Genomic DNA, 21,677 nt, shown 5'->3' with positions numbered 1-21,677 from the left:
AGCAGATGCTTACGGGCGACGGGCCAGGGCCTCGACGTCCTTCGCCTTCGGCAGCAGGTCCTGCTTGCTGACGCGCAGGAAGCCGATCGTCAGCATCGGCACCGCGACCAGGATCGAGGACAGCACCACGATCACCGCACCGATCATGTGCGTCTCGGCCAGGCCTTCCATCGACGCACCGCCGTACAGGTACAGGGCAAGCGCCGACAGGAAGAACATCACCGCGGTGATCACCGTACGCGACAGCGTCTGGTTGATCGAACGGTTCAGCACCTCCATCGAGTCCACGCGCAGGCTGCGGAAGTTCTCGCGGACGCGGTCGAACACCACGATGATGTCGTTGATCGCAAAGCCCATCACCGACAGCAGGCCGGCCAGCACGGTCAGGTCGAACTCACGGCCCAGCAGGGACACGTAGGCGACCGTCACGATCAGGTCGAACATCGCCACGATGCTGGCGGTGACCGCGAACTTCCATTCGAAGCGCACCGCGATGTAGATCAGGAAGCCGGCCAGCATGAAGATGGTGGCGTACAGGCCGTTCTTCGCCAGGTCCTTGCCGATCTGCGGGCCGACGAATGCGGTACTCATCACCGTGGCCTGGTTGTCGGCGCTGGACAGCACCTTCACCACGGCCGCGGCGGTGGCCTTGTCCTCGGCAGCGGCATCACCGGTGCCCGGCGCATGCTCGCCGTGCGGCGCCAGGCGGATCAGCAGGTCGGTATTGCCACCGACGCTCTGCACCTGGGCACCGTCGAAGCCGTTCTGCTCCAGCTTGGCGCGGACCTGCTCGACGTCCACGGCCTTCTCGAAACGCGTTTCGATCAGGGTGCCGCCGGTGAAGTCCAGTGCGTAGTTGAAGCCCTTGATGCCGATGATGGCGACCGAGGCCAGGAACACCACGATGGTGACTGCCATGGCGACATGGCGCCAGCGCATGAAGTCGATCTTGGTGTCGTTCGGGAGGATGTGCAGCGGAAACAGTTTCATTGTGCGTGTCGTCCCGTCAGATGGCCACGTTCTGGAGCTTCTTGCGACGGCCGTAGATCAGCGTCGCCAGCGCACGCGACACGGTGATCGCAGTGAACATGGAGGCGAAAATACCGATGATCATGGTCAGCGCGAAGCCCTTCAGCGGACCGGTACCGAATGCGAACAGCGCCACGCCGACGATCAGGCCGGTCAGGTTGGCGTCGAGGATGGTGCCCGAGGCACGCTCGTAACCGGTCACGATCGCGGTCTTGCCCGGCACGCCGGCGCGCAGTTCTTCACGGATACGCTCGTTGATCAGCACGTTGGCGTCCACCGACAGGCCCACCGACAACGCCAGGCCGGCGAAGCCCGGCAGGGTCATGGTGGCGCCGAACAGCGACATCACCGCCACCACGATCAGCAGGTTGAACAGCATCGCCGCCGAGGTGATCACACCGAACATGCGGTAGTAGATGCTGAAGAACACCAGGGTGAACAGGAACGCGAACACCACCGCGCGCATGCCGTTCTTGACGTTCTCGGCGCCCAGGCTCGGGCCGACCACGCGCTCTTCGACGAAGTCCATCGGCGCGGCCAGCGAGCCGGACTTCAGCAGCTTGGCCAGGTCCTCGGCTTCCTTCTTCTGCAGGCCGGTGGTCTGGAAGTTCTTGCCGAACACGCCGTTGATGTTGGCCACCGAGATCACTTCCTCGTTGACCTTGAAGCCACGCACTTCCTGGCCGTCGACGACGGTCACGGTCGGCACGCGTTCGGTGTAGACCACCGCCATCGGCTTGTTCACGTTGGCGCTGGTGAAGTCGAACATGCGCTGGCCGCCGACATTGTTCAGCGTCACGCTGACGGCCGGGGAGCCACTGTTCGAATCGGTCACCGCCTGCGCGCCGACCATCTGGTCACCGGTGACGATCACGCGCTTGTTCAGCAGGATCGGGCCGCGGCCATCACGCTGCTGGTAGACCTTCGCTTCCGGCGGGATGCGGCCGGAATTGATGGCGTCCTGCGCATTGCCCTCGACCACCGCGCGGTACTCCAGGGTGGCGGTGGCGCCGATCATGCGCTTGGCTTCGGCGGTGTCCTGCACGCCCGGCAGCTGCACGACCACACGGTCGGCACCCTGGCGCTGGATGATCGGCTCGGCCACGCCGAGCTGGTTCACGCGGTTGCGCAGGGTGTTGATGTTCTGCTCGATGGCGCCGTTGGCGATCTGCGTGATCTCGGTCTCCGGCACGGTGACCGTGATGCGGTTGCCGCTGACGTCATAGCCGAGCGTCGGCTGTGCCTTGACCAGGGCGGCACGGGCACGCTGCGCGGCGTCGTCACCGGCGGACGGGCTCAGGTTGGCCACGATGCTGTTGTCCGCACGGCGCTCCACCGACTGGTAGGCGATGCGGGCGTCACGCAGGGTGCTGCGCACGTCTTCGGTGTAGGCATCCAGGCGCTTGTCGAGGGCGGCCTTCTGGTCGACCTGCAGCACGAAGTGCACGCCACCCTGAAGGTCCAGGCCGAGCACCATCGGGCGACCGCCCAGCCGGGCCAGCCAGTCCGGCACGGTCGAGGCCAGGTTCAGGGCCACCGTGTACTTCTCGCCGACGGTGTCGCGCAGGGCATCGCTGGCCGCAGACTGCGACTTCAGGTCCGGCAGACGGACGATCAGGCTTTCCCCTTCCTTTTCGGCACCGATGGCAGTGACCCCGGCCTTCTTCAGGTCGGCCAGCACACGGTCGCGCAGCGCATCGTCGATCTGCCCGCCACGGTTGGCGGTGATCTGGATGGCCGGGTCCTTCTGGTAGATGTTGGGCAGCGCGTACAGCGCACTGAGCGCCAGTACGATCAGGATGACGACGTACTTCCAGCGTGGAAATTCGAGCATTGCTTGGGTCCCGCGCGGCGCCATCCCCGGCGCCGCGGTTGTGCTTCGGAAAGGGAGTGGCTTACTTGGCCGAATCCAGGGTGCCGGTCGGCAGTACGCTGCCGACAGCGCCCTTCTGCACGCGGATGCGCACGTTCTCGGCCACTTCGATGGTGATGAAGTTGTCGCCGATGTCGGTGACCTTGCCGGCGATGCCACCGTTGGTCAGCACTTCGTCGCCACGCTTGATCTTCTCCAGCATGGACTTGTGTTCCTTCTGCCGCTTCATCTGCGGGCGGATCATCAGGAAGTACATGATGGCGATCAGGATGATCGGGAACAGCAGCGTGGTCAGGCCCATGCCCTGCGGTTGGCCGCCGGCGGCCTGGGCGTGGGCGGCGGGAATCAGGAAAGCAAGCAGGTTCATCGTTGGTCCTTTGGTTGGGCGGCGCTCCCGTCCCTTCAGGGACGGGGGTGTCGACCGCGGATCTGGGTCAGCCTTGAAGTATGCCACGGCCCCGGGCGTTCGTCCTTGGGCCGTTTGGCAGGGGGCGTTCGGGTTACAGCGGCGGGGCCACCGCCCCGCGTGCCGCGTAGAAGGACTCACGGAAGGCCAGGAAGGTTCCCGCCTCGATCGCCGCGCGGATGTCGGCCATCAGCTTTTCGTAGTAGAACAGGTTGTGCAGGGTGCCCAGCATCGGCGCCAGCATCTCGTTGCAGCGGTCCAGGTGGCGCAGGTAGGAACGGGTGTAGCCGCCGGTGCAGGCCACGCAGCCACAACCCGGCTCGATCGGGTCCATGTCGCGCGCGTACTGGGAGTTGCGGATGCGGACGGTGCCGAACGAGGTGAAATAGTGGCCGTTGCGGGCGTTGCGGGTCGGCATCACGCAATCGAACATGTCCACGCCACGTGCGACACCCTCGACCAGGTCCTCCGGCCGGCCCACGCCCATCAGGTAGCGTGGGCGGTCGCCCGGCAGCTCCGGGTCCAGGTGGTCGAGCATGGCGTTGCGCTCGTGCTCCGGCTCGCCCACGGCCAGGCCGCCGATGGCGTAGCCGTCGAAGCCGATCGCCTGCAGGGCATCGGCCGAGCGGCTGCGCAGGTCGGTATGCACGCCGCCCTGGACGATGCCGAACAGGGCCGCGTCGTTGCCCAGTTCGTCATGCGCGTTGCGGCTGCGCTGCGCCCAGCGCAGGCTCAACTCCATCGAACGGCGGGCAACGTCCTCGGTGGCCGGGTACGGGGTGCATTCGTCGAAGATCATCACGATGTCCGAATCGAGCACCTTCTGGATCTTCATGCTCTCCTCGGGACCGAGGAAGACCCGTGCGCCGTCGGTCGGCGAGGCGAAGGTCACGCCCTGCTCGGTGATCTTGCGGCGGTGCGCCAGCGAGAACACCTGGAAGCCGCCGGAGTCGGTCAGGATCGGGCCATCCCAGCGGCAGAAGCCGTGCAGGCCGCCGTGGTCGGCGATGATGTCCAGGCCCGGGCGCAGGTACAGGTGGAAGGTATTGCCGAGGATGATCTCGGCGCCCAGCGCGCGCACCTGGTCCGGCAGGATGCCCTTGACCGAGCCATAGGTCCCCACCGGCATGAAGGCCGGCGTTTCCACCGTGCCACGCGGGAAGGTCAGGCGGCCACGGCGGGCACGGCCGTCGCGGGTCTGGAGCTGGAACTGCAGTCGGGACATGGAGCGGTCATTGGGGCAAATAGTTGCCTATTGTCTCCCAAGAAGGCGTGCGCACCAAGGTGCGCACCCACAGGGGGCTCCTGCCCTCCCGGGGCGCGCTACCCCGCCTGCGGGAACAGCAGCATCGCGTCGCCGTAGCTGAAGAAGCGGTAGCGCTGCTCGATCGCGTGCTGGTAGGCCTCGAACACGCGCTCCTTGCCGGCAAACGCGGAGATCATCATCAGCAGCGTGCTTTCCGGCAGGTGGAAGTTGGTCACCATCGCGTCCACGCTGCGGATGCGGTAGCCGGGGGTGATGAAGATCTGCGTCTCGCCGGCGAACGGCAGCAGCTCGCCATCGCGCATCGCGCTTTCCAGCGCGCGCACCACGGTGGTGCCGACGCCGATCACGCGGCCGCCAGCGGCGCGCGTGCGCCGCACCTGCTGCACCAGTTCGGCACCGACATTCAGCCACTCGCGGTGCATCACGTGGTCCTTCAGGTCTTCGGCACGCACCGGCTGGAAGGTGCCCGCGCCCACGTGCAGGGTGACGTGGCCGAACTCCACGCCCTTTTCCTTCAGTGCGGCCAGCAACGGTTCGTCGAAATGCAGGCCCGCGGTCGGTGCCGCCACCGCGCCCACTTCACGCGCGAACACGGTCTGGTAGCGCTCGCGGTCGTCCACGCCCGGCTCGCGCTGGATGTACGGCGGCAGCGGCAGGCGGCCGGCATGCAGCAGCCACTGCTCCAGCGACTCGGGCACGTGGAACTGCAGCACGTAGAACTCGCCATCGCGGCCCAGCACCTCGGCTTCGCCACCGGCATCCAGCGCGATGCGGCTGCCGGCCTTCGGCGACTTGCTGGCGCCCACCTGGGCACGGGCCTGCTGGCCGCCGAGCAAGCGCTCGATCAGGATCTCCACGCGGCCGCCGCTGGCCTTCTGCCCGAACAGGCGCGCCGGGATCACCCGGGTGTCGTTGAACACCAGCAGGTCGCCCGGCTGCAGCAGCGACGGAAGGTCACGCACCTGCAGGTCGGTGAACGCGGTGGGGGCTTGCGGCACCAGCAGCAGGCGGCTGGCGGAACGCTCGGCCAGGGGCGCCTGCGCGATCAGTTCGGCCGGCAGGTCGTAGTTGAAATCGGACTTCTTCAAGGCAGTGGGCGGCAACAGGTCGACAATGGCGCGCATTGTACGTCCAGCGTCTGCGAGCCGGCGCGCTTCGCGGCGAACGTCGCGCAAAATGCTGCTATGCAGCAGGTTTTTGCGGGGTTATCGCGCAAAAAAACAAGTGCTAGCATCGAGTCGGAAGTCCGCTGCACGAGCCTGCCCCCAAGCGCGCGTTGACGCGCGTTTTGCTTTTGAAGGCCCGTGCGACCCATCGTTTCAGGAGATCTGCAATGAGCTTCATCGAACGCCTCGCCCCCCTGCGCACCCAGCCCGGCACCCGCCTCACCACCGGCCTGGACGACGCCACCCTGACCGCCCTGTCCGTCCGCCACCCGCAGCTGATCGCCGCAGTGGATGCCGCCGCCGAGGAGTTCGCGCGCGTGCAGGCCGACCTGGGGCCGCTGCTGGCGCAGGACGAACAGGCGCAGATCGACGCGATGCAGGACGGCTTCGTCAATTTCTACGCCGATGATGCAGTGACCCCGTACGTGGCGCTGGCCGCGCGTGGCCCCTGGGTGGTCACCCTGAAGGGCGCGGTGCTGTACGACGCCGGCGGCTACGGCATGCTCGGCTTCGGGCACACCCCGGATGCCGTGCTGGAGGCGATGGCACGCCCACAGGTGATGGCCAACATCATGACCCCCAGCCTGTCGCAGCAGCGCTTCATCACGGCCCTGCGCGCCGAGATCGGCCACCGCCGTGGCGGCTGCCCGTTCGCGCGCTTCATGTGCCTGAATTCCGGCTCCGAGGCGGTTGGCCTGGCCGCGCGCATCGCCGACGTCAACGCCAAGCTGCAGACCGACCCGGGCGCGCGCCACGCCGGCGCCACGATCAAGCGCGTGGTGGTCAAGGGCAGCTTCCATGGCCGTACCGACCGCCCTGCCCTGTATTCCGATTCCAGCCGCAAGAGCTACATGCAGCACCTTGCCAGCTACCGCGGCGAGGATTCGGTGATCACCGTGGCGCCGTACGACGAGACCGGCCTGCGCAAGGTGTTCGAGGACGCCGCACGCAACCAGTGGTTCATCGAGGCGGTGTTCCTGGAACCGGTAATGGGCGAAGGCGACCCGGGCCGTTCGGTGCCGCCGGCGTTCTATGCCGTGGCCCGTGAGCTGACCCGTGCGCACGGCAGCCTGCTGCTGCTGGACTCGATCCAGGCTGGTCTGCGCGCGCATGGCGTGCTGTCGGTGGTCGATTACCCGGGCTTCGAAGGCCTGGATCCGCCGGACATGGAGACCTACTCCAAGGCGCTCAACGCCGCGCAGTACCCGCTGTCGGTGCTGGCGGTGACCGAGCACGCCGCGCAGCTGTACCGCAAGGGCATCTACGGCAACACCATGACCAGCAACCCACGCGCACTGGACGTGGCCTGTGCCACCCTGGCGCAGCTGACCCCGCAGGTGCGTGCCAACATCGCCGAACGCGGTGCCGAGGCCGTGCGCAAGCTGGAACAGCTCAAGAGCGAACTGGGTGGCCTGATCACCAAGGTGCAGGGCACCGGCCTGCTGTTCTCCTGCGAGCTGGCCCCGCAGTTCAAGTGCTACGGCGCCAATTCCACCGAGGAATGGCTGCGCCAGCACGGCATCAACGTGATCCACGGCGGCGAGAATTCGCTGCGCTTCACCCCGCACTTCGGCATGGACAGCGATGAGCTGGACCTGCTGGTCGGCATGGTGGGCCGCGCCCTGCGTGAAGGCCCGCGTCGCGAACAGGCGGCTGCCGCGTAAGCCTGCTTGGCGTTTGTAGAGTCGAGCCATGCTCGACTCAGCCTTTGCCGCGATCTGAACGAAGCGCAGCCGAGCGTGGCTCGGCTCTACAGAAGGCCTGTCAAGGCCTCATAATCCACCGACACCCCGTCCCTGACCGCCCTGCGGTTGGCGACGGGGCGTTTTCGTTTCCGGCCAAGAGACAGGAAGATCCATGAAATCGATCTGTGTGTACTGTGGTTCCAACGCTGGCAGCAAGCCGGCCTACACCGAACGCGCCATTGCCCTGGGTGATCGCATCGCCCGTGACGGCCTGCGCCTGGTGTATGGCGGCGGCAACGTCGGCCTGATGGGAACCGTGGCCAATGCCGTGCTCGCCGCCGGCGGCGAGGTGACCGGCGTGATCCCGCGCCAGCTGGCCGACTGGGAAGTGGCCCACCGCGGCCTGACCGAACTGGAGATCGTCGGTTCGATGCATGAGCGCAAGTCGCGCATGTTCGACCTCGCCGATGGCTTCGTCGCCCTGCCCGGCGGCTTCGGCACCATGGAAGAGATCTTCGAGATGCTGACCTGGCGCCAGCTGGGCATCGGCAACAAGCCATGCGCCTTCCTCGACGTGGAAGGCTTCTACGCCCCGCTGATCGGCATGATCGATCGCATGGTGGAAGAGCGCTTCCTGCATCCGGACCAGCGCCAGGACCTGTGGTACGGCTCGGACATCGAGGAAATGCTGGAGTGGATGCAGAACTACCAGCCTGCCCAGGCTTCCAAGTGGATCGACGAGAAGCGTCGCTCCGCCCTGCGCTGAGGCGACCCGGCGCGGTGGCTCAGGCCACCGCGCCCTCCCACGGCGCCGGACGGCCCAGCAGGTAGCCCTGGCCGTAGTCGCAACCAAGTTCGCGCAGCGTCTGCCGCTGCGCTTCGGTCTCGATGCCTTCGCCGATGGTTTCGATGCCCAAGGTGCGGGCCAGTGACAGCACGCCCTCGACCAGCGCGCGCGTGCTCTGCACTTCCGGCCCATGCAGGCCGGCGATGAAGCTCTGGTCGATCTTCAACGTGCTGATCGGGAAGCGGTGCAGGTAGGACAGCGCCGAGAAGCCGGTACCGAAATCGTCCAGCTGCACCTGGATGCCACGCTCGCGCAGGCCCTGCAGGATGCGCAGCGTGTGCGGGCCATCGTCCAGCAGCGCCACCTCGGTAATCTCCAGGCGCAGCCGGCGCGGGTCGGCACCGCATGCATCGAGCAGGCCGAACAGGCGGCCACTGAACTCGGCCGAGCGGAAATGGCGTGGCGATACGTTCACCGAGACATAGCCGCGGCCGCCTTCGGCCAGTCCCGCGATGACCTGTTCGTAGATCAGCCAGTCGACCTGCTCGATCAGGCCGCTTTCCTCGCCCAGCTCCAGGAACGCCCCGGGCAGCAACAGGCCACGACGCTCGTGCTGCCAGCGCAGCAAGGCCTCGTGCCCCACCACCTCGCCATCGGACAGGCGCACGATCGGCTGGTAGAACGGCACGAAGTCGCGGTTGTTGATCGCACGCCGCAGATCCGCTTCCAGGTCCAGGCTGCGCATCGCTTCTTCGCGCATGTCTTCGTCGAAGATCGCGCAGCGGTCATGACCCTGCGCCTTGGCCCGGTACATCGCCGCGTCTGCGTCGCGCAGCAGTTCTTCACCGGTCCGGTAGCGCGGGTTCCACAAGGCGATGCCCAGGCTGCCGGACGGGAACAGTTCGCGCCCGGCGATCCACATCGATTCCTGCAGTGCCAGCAACAGCCGCTGGCCGAACTCCAGCGCCTGTGCCAGCCCCTGCGGACACTGCAGCAGCACCGCGAACTCATCGCCGCCCAGCCGCGCCACCACGTCATCGGTGCCGGCCATCGATACGATGCGCTTGGCCACCTCCACCAGCATGCGATCGCCGGCAGCGTGGCCGATGCTGTCGTTGACCAGCTTGAAGCGGTCCAGGTCGAGGAACAGCACGGCGAACACCGGCCCACCCTCGCGCTTGGCCAGCGCCAGCGCATCCTGCAGGCGATCGAGCAGGTGCAGGCGGTTGGGCAGGCCGGTCAGCGCATCGTGCATGGCCTGATGGGTCAGGCGCTGCTCGGCACGCAGGCGCTCGCCGATCTGCCCGAGCAGCTTCTCGTTGACCTCGGCCAGCTCGCGGGTACGTTCCTCCACGCGCTTTTCCAGCTCGGCATGCGCCGAACGCAGCTGCTGCTGGTCGCGCTGGCGCGCCAGCCCGGTTCCGATGTTCTGTGCAACGAAGGTCAACAAGCGCTGATCGTGCACGCTGAACGTGCTGTTCTCGCTGTAGCTCTGCACCACGATCGCGCCGACCACCTCGTCATCGCGCAGCAGCGGCACACCCAGCCAGCAATGCGAACGTGCGCCCGATTCGCGCACTTCGCCGCTGGCCAGCAGTGCGTCGATCTGCTGCCGCGAAGCCAGCAACGGACGCCGGTTGCGCACCACGTACTCGGTCAGGCCGCGGCTGAACGGGCGTGGCGCGCGGCTGGCGTTGTGCTCGTCCACCGAGTAGACGAAGTCCAGGCCGCTGCCGGCCCCGTTCACCAGCGCGATATAGAAATTGCGCGCGTCAAGCAGGCGCCCGACCACGCCATGCACCTGCCCGTAGAACTGGGCCAGGCTGTCGGCCGACATCGCCATCTCGGCGATGTTGTACAGCGCGGTCTGCAGCTGCTCTGCGCGGCGGCGCTCGGCCACTTCATCCTGCAGGCTGTGGTTGGCACGCTGCAGCTCCAGCGTGCGCCGCTCCACCTGCTGTTCCAGCCGGACCTGCGCCTGGCGCCGGTCCATCGCGGTCTGCACGTGCTGCGCGACAAAACCCAGCAGCGCCCGCTCGGCCTCGCCATAACGGGCCGCCAGCTCATAGCTCTGCACCACGATGGCGCCGCATACCCGGCCATCGCGCAGCATCGGCACGCCCAGCCAGTCCAGGCTCTCCGGTCCACGCTGCGGGTCGTGCTCCTGCTCGACCACGCGCGCCAGCAACTCGCGCGAGGGGCCGCTGAGCGGCTTGCCGTGGCGCAGCAACGCCACGGTCAGGCTGCGCGGCATCTCATCGGCGTCATGGCTCTGCGACGGATCGGCGACGAAGTCATCGACCTGGTCGGCGAAGTACAGGAAGCGGATCTGGTCGCGGACATCGTCGTACTCGACGATGTAGCAGTTTTCCGCGTACATCAGCGTACCAAGCACGCCGTGCACGTGACGCAGCATCTCCGACATCTCGAGGTCGGCGCCAGCCAGATCGGCGATCTGGAACAGCGCCTGCTGCAGCCGTTCAGCTTCTTCCAGCGCCTTGATCTGCCCGGCCTGGCGACCGCGCTGCAGCGCCAGCTCCATGGCCTGCCGGGCCAGCCCCCACCACGCCGCTGAAGGCACGGCACCTTCGACCGACAACTGCAGGCGGGCACCGTCATATTCCCAGCCATGGCAACCGTTGCCCACGCCGGGCACCGTCAACGCGTCGGCCGCCGCGACAGCCGGCCAGCCGCCCTGTCCGCGGCCCAGCTGCGGGTCATCCCAGCCAACGCGGACCACGGCCGAGTCCGGCAGCAGCGCATGCAATGCGCGCACCAGCGCCGCGCTCAGCACGGCCTCGTGTGGTGGCTCTTCCGCCGGTTCAACGTGCGTGGACAAATGACAATCTCTCGGCGCCGTCTGTGCGTCGCCTCCCCTGAGCCGCCGAGCATAGCGCGCCACCCGGGGGGCAATGGAAGCCCGTAAACCCCGAATCGTGCGCCCGTACGTTTTTCCTCCTGCCCGTAGCCGCTTCCACGCCATGAACCTCGCCCTGCCCGCCCCCGTCACCGGCTATGCGCCACCGCCTGCAGGCCTTACCCTGTACGCCGTGGAAGCCAGCGCACCAACCGATGAAGCCTTGATGCTGGCCTGGGCCGGTGGCGATCTGCGCGCGTTCGAAAGCCTGTATGCACGCCATCGCAAGCGCCTGTTCGGCTTCCTGCTGCGGCAACTGCGCGACAACGCGCTGGCCGAGGAGATCTTCCAGGATGTCTGGCAGCGGGTGATCAGCGCGCGCGCGGGCTGGCAGCCTGACGCTGCATTCAGCACCTGGCTGTTCCGCATCGCCCACAACCGCCTGAACGACCACTGGCGGGCCGCTCGCCATCGCCCTGCCGCACCGGCCGACGCCGACCTGCGCCTGGCCGCGATCGAGGACGGGCAGACCCCGGAAGCCGAGCTTTCCGAATTCGAACAACGTCGCCGCATCCAGCTGGCGATGGAGCAACTGCCGCCCGAGCAGCGCGAAGTGCTGCAGCTGCGGCTGGATCAGGAACTGAGCCTGGAGGAGATCGGCCAGATCACCGGCGTAGGCCGGGAAACCGTGAAATCGCGGCTGCGCTATGCGATGGACAAGCTGCGTGCGGGATTGAACGCATGAACCGAGACGAACCGCTGACGCCGGAAGAACGCGAGCTGGCGCGCCTGCTCGGCCGTCGCGTCGAACAGGCCCCGCCGGCCGCGCTGGACGCCACCATCCTGGCCGCGGCGCGCGCTGCCGTGCACGCACCGGCGGCCGATGCTGCTGTCCCCGCCGAGGCGCCGCGCAGGCAGCGCACACGTCCGCGTTGGCCGGCGGTGTTCGGCATCGCCGCCTCGATGGTGTTCGCCATCGGCATCGCCTGGCAGCTGCGCCCGGAACCGCCGCCGATTCCGGCAGGCGAGGCCGCTGTTGCCGCGGCGCCCGCTGCGGCAGACGTCGCGGCCGCCGATCAGGCCGCGGGGAGCAGTCCAGCCGACAGCGCGGTTGCCGCATCGGAAACGGCCACCGAACCTGCAGCACCCGAGGCGGCCCCTGTTGCCGCTCCCCCGGCGCCGTCCGTCGCGCGGGTAGCCAAGCCTGCGCCGACCGAGACTGCTGAAGCTCCGGCCCAGGCTGCACGATCGATGGCGGCGGATGCGGCCGCCGATACGTCCTTTGCGGCGCTCCCGCCTGGTCCGGCCACCGCACCGGCAGCGGCACCGCCCGCGCCTCCCGCACCGGCTGCCTATTCGGCACCTGCACCGGCATTGGCGCCGGCCCCGGCAGGGGCGCTGAAAGCACGCACCGCCGAGGCGCCAGTGGCCAACGCTGCCGATGCAGAACGGGCGCAGGCACTGGATCGGGTAGAGATCACCTCGATGAAGCGGCAGGCCCCGAGCCGCTCCGCGCCCGGCGTCATGCGCCGCGGCGCCGACGCGCGGCTCAGTGCGGATGCCGTGCAGGCCGAGGTGGACGCCGATGCACAGCTGCCGCGACGGCAGTGGCTGCAGAAGATCCGCGCGCGCCGCGATGACGGCCAGCGCGACCTGGCCCGCGCCAGCCTGGAGCGCTATGTGCAGCAGTATCCGGAAGCACGCCTGCCGCGCGACCTGCGCCCGCTGCTGGACGACTGAAGCGGGCAGTGACCTCCGGCGACCCCGTAGAATGGCGGGAATGCCCGATACCCTCGCCCAGCCGGTAAGCCACACGCTGGAAGTCAAACACAGCCGCTTCATTGCCCATGCCGCGCCGATCGATGGCGCCGCGGCAGCATTGGCGTTCCTGCAACAGGTGGCCGTAGCCGACGCAACCCACAACTGCTGGGCCTACCGGCACGGCCAGGACTACCGCTCCAGTGACGATGGCGAGCCCGCCGGCACCGCTGGGCGGCCGATCCTGGCTGCGATCGACGGCCAGGGCTTCGACCGGGTGATGGTGGTGGTGACGCGCTGGTTCGGCGGCATCAAGCTGGGCGCCGGTGGACTGGTGCGCGCCTACGGTGGCGCGGCCGCCGAATGCCTGCGTACCGCCCCGCGCTTGCCGCTGGTGGCGATGGCCCGGCTGCAGCTGTTGGCCGGCTTCGAGGATCTGGGCACCCTACATGCCACCCTTCCCAGCTTCGGCGCCGTGAAGCGCGATGAACAGTTCGATGCCAACGGCGTGTGCCTGCGGGTCGAATTGCCGGCCGATCAGGTCGATGCATTGAAAATCCGCCTGCGCGACGCCACCCGTGACCGTATCCGCATACAAGACGACGACCAGGATGACTGACAAGGACGACGCCCCCGCCTCGGCCCCACCGCTGCGCCGCCTCGGCAGCCTGAGGACGCTGTGGCCGTTCGTGCGCCGCCACAGCGGGCTGTTCACCGCCTGGCTGCTGGCGCTGGCGGTCTCTTCGGCCGCCACGCTGAGCCTGCCCCCCGCCGTGAAGCAGATGATCGACCACGGCTTCACCAGCGGTGGCCAGATCAACCGTGCCTTCGCCCTGCTGATGCTGGTGGCGGTGGTGCTGGCACTGGCAACGGCCGCACGGTTCTTCTTCGTGTCGCTACTTGGCGAAAAAGTCGTGGCCGACCTGCGCAGCCGCCTGTACGCACACCTGATCCAGCTCGGTGCCGGTTTCCATGACCGCAGCCGCAGCGGCGAACTGGTCTCGCGCCTGACCGCTGACAGCGAACTGCTGCGCAGCGTGGTCGGCTCGACCATGTCGGTCGCCCTGCGCAGCAGCGTCACCGTGGTCGGCAGCCTGGCCATGCTGTTCGTCACCAGCCCCAGGCTGGCGGCATGGTCGCTGCTCGGCATCCCACTGGCGGTACTGCCGATCATCATCGGCGCGCGGAAGCTGCGCACGGTTGCACGCAGCAGCCAGGACCGCATCGCCGATGCCAACAGCCTGGCCAGCGAGACGCTGGGCGCCGTGCGCACGGTGCAGGCACATGCACGCGAGCCTTACGAGCGCGGACGCTTCGACAAGGCACTGGGCGATGCCATCGGCGCCGCGCGCCGACGCATCGGTGCGCAGTCGCTGGTCACCGCCAGCGCCATCCTGCTGGTGTTCGGCGCCATCGTTGGCGTGCTGTGGCTGGGCGCGCACGATGTCATCGACGGGCGCCTCAGTGCCGGCACGCTGGGGCAGTTCGTGCTGTACGCGCTGATCGGCGGCGGCTCGGTGGGCGCGCTGGCCGAAGTGTGGAACGAACTGCAGCGTGCAGCCGGTGGCATGGGCCGCATTGGCGAGCTGCTGCAGGAAGACATCGAGATCCGTGCGCCGGCGCAGCCGCACGTTCTGCCGCAACCATTGCGCGGCGAAATCCAGTTCGACGACGTGGTGTTCCACTATCCGCAACGTCCGGACCAGGCCGCGCTGGACCACTTCAACCTGCATGTCCGCCCGGGCGAGACGGTGGCCCTGGTCGGCCCGTCGGGCGCGGGCAAGAGCACGGTGCTGTCGATGCTGCTGCGCTTCCACGATCCGGCCAGCGGCCGCATCTGCGTGGATGGCATCGACGTTCGCCAGGTCGATCCGGCCGAGCTGCGCGCGCAGCTGGCGCTGGTGCCGCAGCAGCCGACGCTGTTCGCGGCCAGTGCGCGCGACAACATCCGCTATGGCCGCCTGCAGGCCAGTGACGCCGAGGTCGAAGCTGCCGCGCGTGCGGCCGAGGCCGATGGCTTCCTGCGCGCGTTGCCGCAGGGCTACGACAGTGAGTTGGGCGAACGCGGTGCGCGCCTGTCCGGTGGCCAGCAGCAGCGCGTGGCGATTGCCCGCGCACTGCTGAAGGACGCGCCGATCCTGCTGCTCGATGAAGCCACCAGCGCGCTGGACGCACAGAGCGAGCACAGCGTGCAGCAGGCGCTGGAGCGGCTGATGGCCGGTCGCACCACGCTGGTCATCGCCCACCGCCTGGCCACCGTGCTCAAGGCCGACCGCATCGTGGTGATGGACCAGGGCCGCATCGTGGCCGAAGGTACCCATGCCCAGCTTCTGGCCGAAGGCGGACTGTACGCTGAACTGGCACGACTGCAGTTCATCGATTGATGACGGCCGGCTAACATCGGCCGGACCAAGCTGGCCTCGCATCAGCAGCATCCGCTGAAGGAGGTACGCGATGTCGTTCCGTCAGTTCCCTGCAGTCGACAGCAATGGCGAAAGCCACATCATCATCGAGTTCAAGCCCGAGGCGAATGGCAGCGGGCATCACTCTGAATCCACGCCGCGTTACGAGCTGGATGACGGGCGTCATCTGGTTCGCAATGGCCGCGAATTCACCACCAGCGGTGGCGAACTGCGGTTGATGATCTAGCGCTGCCCACCTTGGTGGGCACTGGCCGTGTCGCCCTGCTCTGGTAGGCGTCGACCTCGGTCGACACGCGCTTTGCCAAGGGCAGTCGAGCACGGCTGGACTCCACAAGAAGGCGTGATCAATTTTTCACCAAGCATCTTGACAGCCTTGCCTGACAAGGGCTGCGCAGGGTTATCCACACGTTTGCTCAGAAACCATCCACACCGCCTGTGGATGAATTCAGCCCAGCACCCGTCCGATGCCGCTGGCGTCCACGTCGGCCGCGGCCCGGGTGATCGCCGCCGGATCGCTGCCGGCCACAAATCCGATGCGGAAGTGCACTTCACCGCCGGGCGTGCGCGAGGAATGGATCGAAGCCAGGCTGATGCCATGCTGCTCGAACACGTTCAACAGCTCGCGCAGCGAGCCAGGCCGGTCCTCCGGCAGGTGCACCGACAGCGCGTTGCGCTCGGTCAGATCGGCCAGCAGATACCCCACGCGTTCGAACGTGTAGTTGCCATCCGCCAGGGCCTGCTCGCCGAAGGCACTGCGATTGGCTGACAGCAGCTGCTCACGGAATGCAGCCCGTGCGCCGTCGTCGCCCTGTCCGACCTGCACCTGCAGGGCCTGCAGCTGCCCCACCAGCCGCTCCAGCATCGGCGCCACGTACGGGTTGCCGAACTGGATGTCTTCGTAGATCGCCGGATTCAGCGACAGGATGCGCGAGATGATCGCCGTGTCCAGCTCGAACGACGCCGAACGGTACGGCATCATCGCGGCCAGATCGCCCAGCTGCGGCTGGTACTGGCGCAGCACGCCTGCCTGCGCCAGGTGGGTGGCATGCACCATCGCCTGCACCAGCGCCATCATCTGGTCGTGGTGCTGCGGCGTCGCGCGCACGCACTCGGCCTGCAGCGCGGTGCACAGCGTATCGACCCATGCCCGCCAGTGCTGCAGCCGCGCTTCGCAGACCACCATCACCCGCCCCTTCAGGGTCGGCGCCTTGGGTGGCGCGGTCATCGGGTGCAGTCCGACCACTTCGGCCTGCGAGGCCAGCATCGCCTGCACCGGTGCCTCCTTTACCGAGGTCACATCCAGCCACAGCCTGCCCTGCTCGCGGCCCGCCGATTGCCGCACGTACTCGGCGATCAACGCCGGCGTGTGCCGGATCGGTGCCGAGAACACCAGTACATCGGCCTGCGCCAGCAGGTGTTCCGGCGTGTGCGAGTCCGGGTCGGCCGGGTCATGGCCGATCACCTGCAGCTGCAGGTGCTGCTGGAAGAAGCGGCACAGCCAGCGCCCATAGGCACCAGCACTGCCGACGATGCCGACCGTGCGCGGCGTGCGTGGATCCAGGCCGCTCATGCCACGCGTTCAGCGCGGAAGCGCGTTCCTCCGGCCAGCGCCGCCGGCGCGGCAGCGATCACGTCGAACTCCTCGAAGCCGTTGTCCAGGGTCGCCTCCAGCGCCGCATGGGTGCCGGCAATCGCGCGCGAAATCGCCTGCTGCATCGACTCACCGCGCAGCAGGAACGACACCACCAGCGACATCAGCACGTCACCGGTACCGGCCACGTCCACCGGCAGCAGCGGTGAGGTCCAGCGCCAGGTTTCCTCGCGCCCGACCGCCAGGGTGACCAGCTCACCCGGGTTGCCGCCTACGCTGTGCGCGATCACCCAGTGCGGGCCACGTTCCAGCAGCGTGCGCGCGGCGGCGATGGCATCGGCCTCGGCCAGTGCCGGCATGCCGGTCAGGCGATTCAGTTCGAAGGCATTGGGCGTCACCAGCCAGGCGTGCGGCAGCAGGCGCTCGGCGAAGATCGCTTCCAGGCCCGGTTCCACGTAGGGTCCGGTATGGGTATCACCGATCACCGGGTCCAGGCAGTAACGCAGCTGTGGGCAGGCCGGCAGGATGTTGTCCAGCCAGTCGGCGAAGGCCGCACCGTTGGCGGTGCTGCCGAAGTAACCGGACACCAGCATCTTCGCCCGCTGCGGCAGGCCACGCTCGTGGGTACCCAGCAGCAGGTCGGCAAACCAGTCGGCGGGCAGCACGCGGCCCCGCGTAGTGTCGTAGAACGGCGCATTGCTCAGCAGCACGGTCGGGATTTCGGCGACGCGCACGCCCAGTGCGCGCATCGGCGGGACGGCGGCACTGTTGCCGGCGTGGCCGTACACAAGTTGCGACTGGACCGAGATGACATCGATCGGCGACGGCCCATCCGGCCGCTGGCGGCGGCCGTGGACCAGGTGGTTATCAAGGGATTCGCTCATGGCCGCATTCTACGCCCAAGGGAGTTTTCGGCAGGGCTTGCAGCCCTGCACCTGCCGAAGGCGAAGCCGAAGCAAGATCAAGAGCCGCATTCCGTGGGATGGCGGGGCGGTGTGGGTGGTCAGGACACGCCGTAAACCCCCCTCCGGGGTCCGGCCCAGCCGCTGGCGGCTGTGCGTTCGGGCGCTTGCGAAGCAGTGCTTCGCAAGCGAAGCGCCCTCACCCATGGGGGCTCGATGGCGCCATCCATGGCGCCAACGGTCCTGCCCACCCACACCGCCCCGCCTCTGACAGATTCCCGCGACTGTTGGTGGGTGCCGACCGTTGGTCGGCACATCTGTGGGATACCGAAATAAATCGGGGTCAGATCCGTTTTCCTTCGGAAAACGGATCTGACCCCAAGAGCCGTTCCGACGGATCGCAGGAAACTGTCGAAGGCGGGGTGGGTCCGGTTGAGGGGGCGTGAGCCGCATGGATGCGGCGACCGAGCTTACATGGACGTACTTGCAGCGTCCCCCTCAACCGGACCCACCCCGCCACACCAGGGATAGCGCGCTTCGGCTGTTGCCTCTGCAGGTGCAGGGCTGCAAGCCCTGCAAACCCAAGCCCCTCAGTGAGCAGCAGGCCGCGACGGTGGCAGCCACGCTGCGACGATACCGAGCAGCGGCAGGAACGCGGTCAGCTGATAGACGAATTCAATGCTGGTCCTGTCTGCCAGCATGCCCAGCACGGCCGCGCCAAGCCCGCCCATGCCGAATGCAAAGCCGAAGAACAGGCCGGACACCATGCCGATGCGGTGCGGCATCATCTCCTGCGCGTACACCACGATGGCCGAGAACGCCGAGGAGAGCACGAAGCCGATCAGCACTGCCAGCACTGTGGTCCATAGCAGATCGGCGTGCGGCAGCATCAGCGCGAACGGGGCCACGCCGAGGATCGAGGTCCAGATGATCGGCTTGCGGCCGATGCGGTCACCCAGCGGGCCGCCGAGGAAACCACCGGCGGCAGACGCCACCAGGAACGCGAACAGATGCAGTTGCGCCTGTGCCACCGGAATGCCGAAGTGGTGGATCAGGTAGAAGGTGAAGTAGCTGCCGATGCTGGCCATGTAGAAGTACTTGCTGAAGATCAGCACCAGCAGGATCGCCAGCACCTTGGCCACGGTGCGCGACGAATGCCGCGGGGCCATAGACGCGGTGCTGGCCGGACGCGGTGTGCCCAGGTGCAGTGCATACCAGCGGCCAACATAGGTCAGCAGCGCGATGCCGATCAGCGCGGCGCCGGCAAACCATGATGCGGCACGCTGGCCATACGGCACGATCACGGCCGCAGCGATCAACGGCCCCAGCGCGGTACCGAAGTTGCCACCCACCTGGAACACCGACTGCGCGAAGCCATGGCGACCGCCCGAGGCCAGCCGGGCGATGCGCGAGGCCTCCGGGTGGAAGATCGCCGAACCGATGCCGACCATGGCCGCAGCCATCAGCACCACCGCGTAGTTCGGCGCAAAGCCGAGCAGCAGCATGCCGCACAGGGTCGAGGCCATGCCGATCGGCAGCGAGTACGGTGCCAGGCGGCGGTCGGTGGCCATGCCGATCAACGGCTGGAAGATCGACGCGGTGAGCTGGTAGGTCAGCGTGATCAGGCCGATCTGGGTGAAGCTGAGGTTGAAGCCGCCCTTGATCACCGGATAGATGGCCAGGATCAGCGACTGCATCATGTCGTTGACGACATGCGAGGTGGAGATGGCGGCCAGCACGCCGGGAGCCACCGGGCGTGAGGTCGTTGCGGGAGAAGCCAGGGTCGACATGGACACAGTCAGGTTGGGGGCGAGCCACGCATGCTACGGTGGGGCCCCACTCCCTTCTGCCGCGTTCGGGTCATGGCCTATCGCAAAAAGGACACTCCCTGCCCAATCCGCGAGACCGCGCCGTGGAACGAAGTGCCTGTACACCGCCCGGTGACCAGCCGCGCCCGGCACTACCCGCCCGGTACCCACATCGCGCCACACCGGCATCGCCGTCACCAACTGGTCTTCGCCATGTCCGGCCTGATGGTGGTGCGCGCGGACGGTGGCCGCTGGGTCGTGCCCTCCACCCGCGCGATCTGGGTTCCGGCCGGCATGGTGCATGCGGTGGACTGCATCGCCGAGGTGCACATGCGCAGCCTGTACGTGGAACCGGACTTTGCACCGCAACTGCCGGATGGGGCGTTCGCAGTACAGGTGGCGCCGCTGCTGCGCGAACTACTGCTGGCGGCCAGCCTGATCGAGTCCGCGCACGTGGACGACAGCCGCGACGGTCGCGTGGTGCGCCTGCTGCTGGACGAGCTGCACCGCATGGACGTGCTGCCGCTGCACCTGCCCTCGCCCACCGACCCGCGCCTGCAGAGGATCTGCCAGCACATCCAGAAGCATCCCGCCGACGACGCCACGCTGCAGGACTGGGCCCAGGCCCTGCAGGTGGACGTGAAGACCATCCAGCGCCATTTCGCCGGCGAACTGGGCATGACCTTCGGGCAGTGGCGGCAGCAGGCGCGCCTGCTGGCCGCCCTGGAGCGGCTGGCAGTCGGCGACAAGGTCATCGATGTGGCGCTGGCGATGGGCTACGACAGCCCCAGCGCGTTCACCAGCATGTTCAAACGCCAACTGGGGCAGACGCCCGCGGCGTTTTTCCGCTGATCGCAAACGAAAACGCCGGGCATGGCCCGGCGCTACCGCTCAACGCTTCGGTTGAAAAACTCAGGACGTCATCCGGTCCCAGAAGCCCTTCACGCCATCCATGAACGTCGCCGACTTCGGCGAATGCTTGCGTGCTTCCTCGCCGACAAAGGTGGCTTCGAACTGCTCCAGCAGCTTGCGCTGTTCGTTGGTGAGGTTGACCGGGGTCTCCACCACCACGCGGCAGTACAGGTCGCCCTCGCTGCGGCTGCGCACCGAACGCACGCCCTTGCCGCGCAGGCGGAACAGCTTGCCGGTCTGGGTCTCGGCCGGGATGCGGATTTCCGCTTCGCCGCCGAGGGTCGCCACGCGTACGGTGTCGCCCAGCGCTGCCTGCGAGATGCGGATCGGCACTTCGCAGTGCAGGTCGTCGCCATCGCGCTGGAAGATCGCATGCTCGCGCACGCGCACTTCCACGTACAGGTCACCCGGCGGCGTACCGGCCGGACCGGCCTCACCTTCACCCTGCAGTCGGATGCGGTCGCCGGTATCGACGCCCGCCGGCACCTTCACCGACAGCACCTTGTCTTCCTCGACACGGCCGTTGCCGTGGCAGGTCTTGCAGGGCTTGGCGATGATCTGGCCACGGCCGCCGCAGTTGTGGCAGGCCTGCTGCATGGCGAAGATGCCGCGCTGGATGCGCACCTGGCCGCGGCCATGGCACACATTGCAGGTTTCGACCTTGCCGTCTTCGGAGCCACTGCCATCGCAGTCGCCGCACTCGGCCAGGGTCGGGATCTCGATGCGGCGCTCAACGCCGCGTACCGCTTCTTCCAGGTCCAGCTCCATCACGTAGCCGATGTCGGCGCCGCGACGGGCCTGGCGCGGCCCACCGCCGCCCCCGCCAAAAATGTTGCCGAAGATATCGCCGAAGATATCGTTCATGTCCGGGCCGCCCGGACCACCACCGCCCATGCCGTGCTCGAACGCGGCGTGGCCGTGGCTGTCGTACATGCGGCGCTTGTTGCCATCGGACAGCACTTCGTAGGCTTCCTTGCACTCCTTGAAGGAGGCTTCGGCCGCCGCATCACCCGGGTTGCGGTCCGGGTGGAACTTCATCGCACAGCGACGGTAGGCCTTCTTCAGCTCGTCGTCGGTGGCGGTGCGGGCAACGCCCAGCACTTCGTAGTAATCGCGCTTGCTCATATGGTGAATCTGGTTCCGGAAAGTCGGGATTCGTCAAAGCGGAAGAGCGGAACCAGGTCCGCTCTTGCGTCGGGCGCCCCGACACGCC

General features: G+C 67.6%; 18 protein-coding genes. 8 read left to right on the top strand and 10 right to left on the bottom strand.

The window, feature by feature from the left end; all coding sequences use genetic code 11:
* Positions 1-9 precede the first annotated feature (9 nt).
* The 5 genes from secF to queA form a co-directional block, all read right to left on the bottom strand.
* Positions 10-990, bottom strand: a complete 981-nt coding sequence (gene secF, locus AC5P56_RS12275) for a protein translocase subunit SecF (RefSeq protein WP_014646828.1) — start codon at positions 988-990, stop codon at positions 10-12.
* 16 nt (positions 991-1,006) lie between these two features.
* Positions 1,007-2,863 carry a protein translocase subunit SecD gene (secD, locus tag AC5P56_RS12270; RefSeq protein ID WP_014646827.1) on the bottom strand — a complete coding sequence of 619 codons (1,857 nt, stop codon included), beginning with the start codon at positions 2,861-2,863 and terminating at the stop codon, positions 1,007-1,009.
* A gap of 61 nt (positions 2,864-2,924) precedes the next feature.
* On the bottom strand, positions 2,925-3,269 hold the full coding sequence (gene yajC, locus AC5P56_RS12265; RefSeq protein ID WP_014036867.1) for a preprotein translocase subunit YajC: 345 nt from the start codon (positions 3,267-3,269) through the stop codon (positions 2,925-2,927).
* A 133-nt stretch (positions 3,270-3,402) separates the two neighbouring features.
* Positions 3,403-4,533: a tRNA guanosine(34) transglycosylase Tgt gene (gene tgt / locus AC5P56_RS12260; protein WP_014646826.1), complete on the bottom strand. Its 1,131-nt coding sequence runs from the start codon at positions 4,531-4,533 to the stop codon at positions 3,403-3,405.
* Positions 4,534-4,631: 98 nt separating this feature from the next.
* A complete protein-coding gene (gene queA, locus AC5P56_RS12255; protein ID WP_495231683.1) occupies positions 4,632-5,699 on the bottom strand; it encodes a tRNA preQ1(34) S-adenosylmethionine ribosyltransferase-isomerase QueA in 1,068 nt (355 codons plus the stop codon).
* Between the two features lie 209 nt (positions 5,700-5,908).
* Here queA and AC5P56_RS12250 point away from each other — a divergent pair, with 209 nt between their 5' ends.
* Entirely contained in the window at positions 5,909-7,405 is a 1,497-nt protein-coding gene (locus AC5P56_RS12250; RefSeq protein WP_049408221.1) for an aminotransferase class III-fold pyridoxal phosphate-dependent enzyme, read from the top strand.
* A gap of 193 nt (positions 7,406-7,598) precedes the next feature.
* Positions 7,599-8,192 carry an LOG family protein gene (locus AC5P56_RS12245; RefSeq protein WP_014036864.1) on the top strand — a complete coding sequence of 198 codons (594 nt, stop codon included), beginning with the start codon at positions 7,599-7,601 and terminating at the stop codon, positions 8,190-8,192.
* Positions 8,193-8,211: 19 nt separating this feature from the next.
* Here AC5P56_RS12245 and AC5P56_RS12240 read toward each other — a convergent pair whose 3' ends face one another.
* Positions 8,212-11,052 carry a bifunctional diguanylate cyclase/phosphodiesterase gene (locus tag AC5P56_RS12240; protein WP_495231682.1) on the bottom strand — a complete coding sequence of 947 codons (2,841 nt, stop codon included), beginning with the start codon at positions 11,050-11,052 and terminating at the stop codon, positions 8,212-8,214.
* A gap of 244 nt (positions 11,053-11,296) precedes the next feature.
* On the opposite strand from AC5P56_RS12240, the gene AC5P56_RS12235 reads away from it, so the two are divergent.
* From AC5P56_RS12235 to AC5P56_RS12215, 5 genes are all read left to right on the top strand, one after another.
* Positions 11,297-11,815, top strand: a complete 519-nt coding sequence (locus AC5P56_RS12235) for an RNA polymerase sigma factor (RefSeq protein WP_229653773.1) — start codon at positions 11,297-11,299, stop codon at positions 11,813-11,815.
* The gene (locus AC5P56_RS12230) at positions 11,812-12,810 is read left to right on the top strand and encodes a hypothetical protein (protein ID WP_414612145.1); all 999 of its coding nucleotides are present in this window, start codon (positions 11,812-11,814) and stop codon (positions 12,808-12,810) included. The genes AC5P56_RS12235 and AC5P56_RS12230 overlap by 4 nt, the downstream gene beginning before the upstream one ends.
* Positions 12,811-12,850: 40 nt before the next feature.
* Positions 12,851-13,447, top strand: coding sequence for an IMPACT family protein (locus AC5P56_RS12225; RefSeq protein WP_032960562.1), 597 nt, complete (start codon positions 12,851-12,853; stop codon positions 13,445-13,447).
* Positions 13,440-15,212: an ABC transporter transmembrane domain-containing protein gene (locus AC5P56_RS12220; protein WP_032960563.1), complete on the top strand. Its 1,773-nt coding sequence runs from the start codon at positions 13,440-13,442 to the stop codon at positions 15,210-15,212. The genes AC5P56_RS12225 and AC5P56_RS12220 overlap by 8 nt, the downstream gene beginning before the upstream one ends.
* A gap of 70 nt (positions 15,213-15,282) precedes the next feature.
* Positions 15,283-15,477, top strand: a complete 195-nt coding sequence (locus tag AC5P56_RS12215; RefSeq protein WP_014646818.1) for a hypothetical protein — start codon at positions 15,283-15,285, stop codon at positions 15,475-15,477.
* Positions 15,478-15,696: 219 nt separating this feature from the next.
* Here AC5P56_RS12215 and AC5P56_RS12210 read toward each other — a convergent pair whose 3' ends face one another.
* From AC5P56_RS12210 to AC5P56_RS12200, 3 genes are all read right to left on the bottom strand, one after another.
* Positions 15,697-16,821, bottom strand: coding sequence for a prephenate dehydrogenase (locus tag AC5P56_RS12210; protein ID WP_032960565.1), 1,125 nt, complete (start codon positions 16,819-16,821; stop codon positions 15,697-15,699).
* On the bottom strand, positions 16,818-17,726 hold the full coding sequence (gene pdxY, locus AC5P56_RS12205) for a pyridoxal kinase (protein WP_495231681.1): 909 nt from the start codon (positions 17,724-17,726) through the stop codon (positions 16,818-16,820). Before pdxY ends, AC5P56_RS12210 begins: the two co-directional genes overlap by 4 nt.
* Before the next feature lie 608 nt (positions 17,727-18,334).
* Positions 18,335-19,534 (bottom strand): MFS transporter, encoded by a 1,200-nt coding sequence (locus AC5P56_RS12200; RefSeq protein ID WP_495231680.1) that lies wholly within the window; start codon positions 19,532-19,534, stop codon positions 18,335-18,337.
* A 72-nt stretch (positions 19,535-19,606) separates the two neighbouring features.
* On the opposite strand from AC5P56_RS12200, the gene AC5P56_RS12195 reads away from it, so the two are divergent.
* Positions 19,607-20,404 (top strand): AraC family transcriptional regulator, encoded by a 798-nt coding sequence (locus AC5P56_RS12195; protein WP_014646814.1) that lies wholly within the window; start codon positions 19,607-19,609, stop codon positions 20,402-20,404.
* Between the two features lie 60 nt (positions 20,405-20,464).
* On the opposite strand, the gene dnaJ is transcribed toward AC5P56_RS12195, so the two are convergent.
* Positions 20,465-21,589, bottom strand: coding sequence for a molecular chaperone DnaJ (gene dnaJ / locus AC5P56_RS12190; RefSeq protein WP_014036853.1), 1,125 nt, complete (start codon positions 21,587-21,589; stop codon positions 20,465-20,467).
* Between the last annotated feature and the right edge of the window lie 88 nt (positions 21,590-21,677).

The sequence above is a fragment of the Stenotrophomonas sp. YJH_SMC_131 genome (assembly GCF_059367975.1).
This window is presented reverse-complemented; position numbering and strand designations above follow the sequence as displayed.

Coding starts and splice junctions, on each gene's coding strand:
- secF (WP_014646828.1), bottom strand. CDS start 990: ATGAAACTGTTTCCGCTGCACATCCTCCCGAACGACACCAAGATCGAC.
- secD (WP_014646827.1), bottom strand. CDS start 2,863: ATGCTCGAATTTCCACGCTGGAAGTACGTCGTCATCCTGATCGTACTG.
- yajC (WP_014036867.1), bottom strand. CDS start 3,269: ATGAACCTGCTTGCTTTCCTGATTCCCGCCGCCCACGCCCAGGCCGCC.
- tgt (WP_014646826.1), bottom strand. CDS start 4,533: ATGTCCCGACTGCAGTTCCAGCTCCAGACCCGCGACGGCCGTGCCCGC.
- queA (WP_495231683.1), bottom strand. CDS start 5,699: ATGCGCGCCATTGTCGACCTGTTGCCGCCCACTGCCTTGAAGAAGTCC.
- AC5P56_RS12250 (WP_049408221.1), top strand. CDS start 5,909: ATGAGCTTCATCGAACGCCTCGCCCCCCTGCGCACCCAGCCCGGCACC.
- AC5P56_RS12245 (WP_014036864.1), top strand. CDS start 7,599: ATGAAATCGATCTGTGTGTACTGTGGTTCCAACGCTGGCAGCAAGCCG.
- AC5P56_RS12235 (WP_229653773.1), top strand. CDS start 11,297: ATGCTGGCCTGGGCCGGTGGCGATCTGCGCGCGTTCGAAAGCCTGTAT.
- AC5P56_RS12230 (WP_414612145.1), top strand. CDS start 11,812: ATGAACCGAGACGAACCGCTGACGCCGGAAGAACGCGAGCTGGCGCGC.
- AC5P56_RS12225 (WP_032960562.1), top strand. CDS start 12,851: ATGCCCGATACCCTCGCCCAGCCGGTAAGCCACACGCTGGAAGTCAAA.
- AC5P56_RS12220 (WP_032960563.1), top strand. CDS start 13,440: ATGACTGACAAGGACGACGCCCCCGCCTCGGCCCCACCGCTGCGCCGC.
- AC5P56_RS12215 (WP_014646818.1), top strand. CDS start 15,283: ATGTCGTTCCGTCAGTTCCCTGCAGTCGACAGCAATGGCGAAAGCCAC.
- AC5P56_RS12210 (WP_032960565.1), bottom strand. CDS start 16,821: ATGAGCGGCCTGGATCCACGCACGCCGCGCACGGTCGGCATCGTCGGC.
- pdxY (WP_495231681.1), bottom strand. CDS start 17,726: ATGAGCGAATCCCTTGATAACCACCTGGTCCACGGCCGCCGCCAGCGG.
- AC5P56_RS12200 (WP_495231680.1), bottom strand. CDS start 19,534: ATGTCGACCCTGGCTTCTCCCGCAACGACCTCACGCCCGGTGGCTCCC.
- AC5P56_RS12195 (WP_014646814.1), top strand. CDS start 19,607: ATGGCCTATCGCAAAAAGGACACTCCCTGCCCAATCCGCGAGACCGCG.
- dnaJ (WP_014036853.1), bottom strand. CDS start 21,589: ATGAGCAAGCGCGATTACTACGAAGTGCTGGGCGTTGCCCGCACCGCC.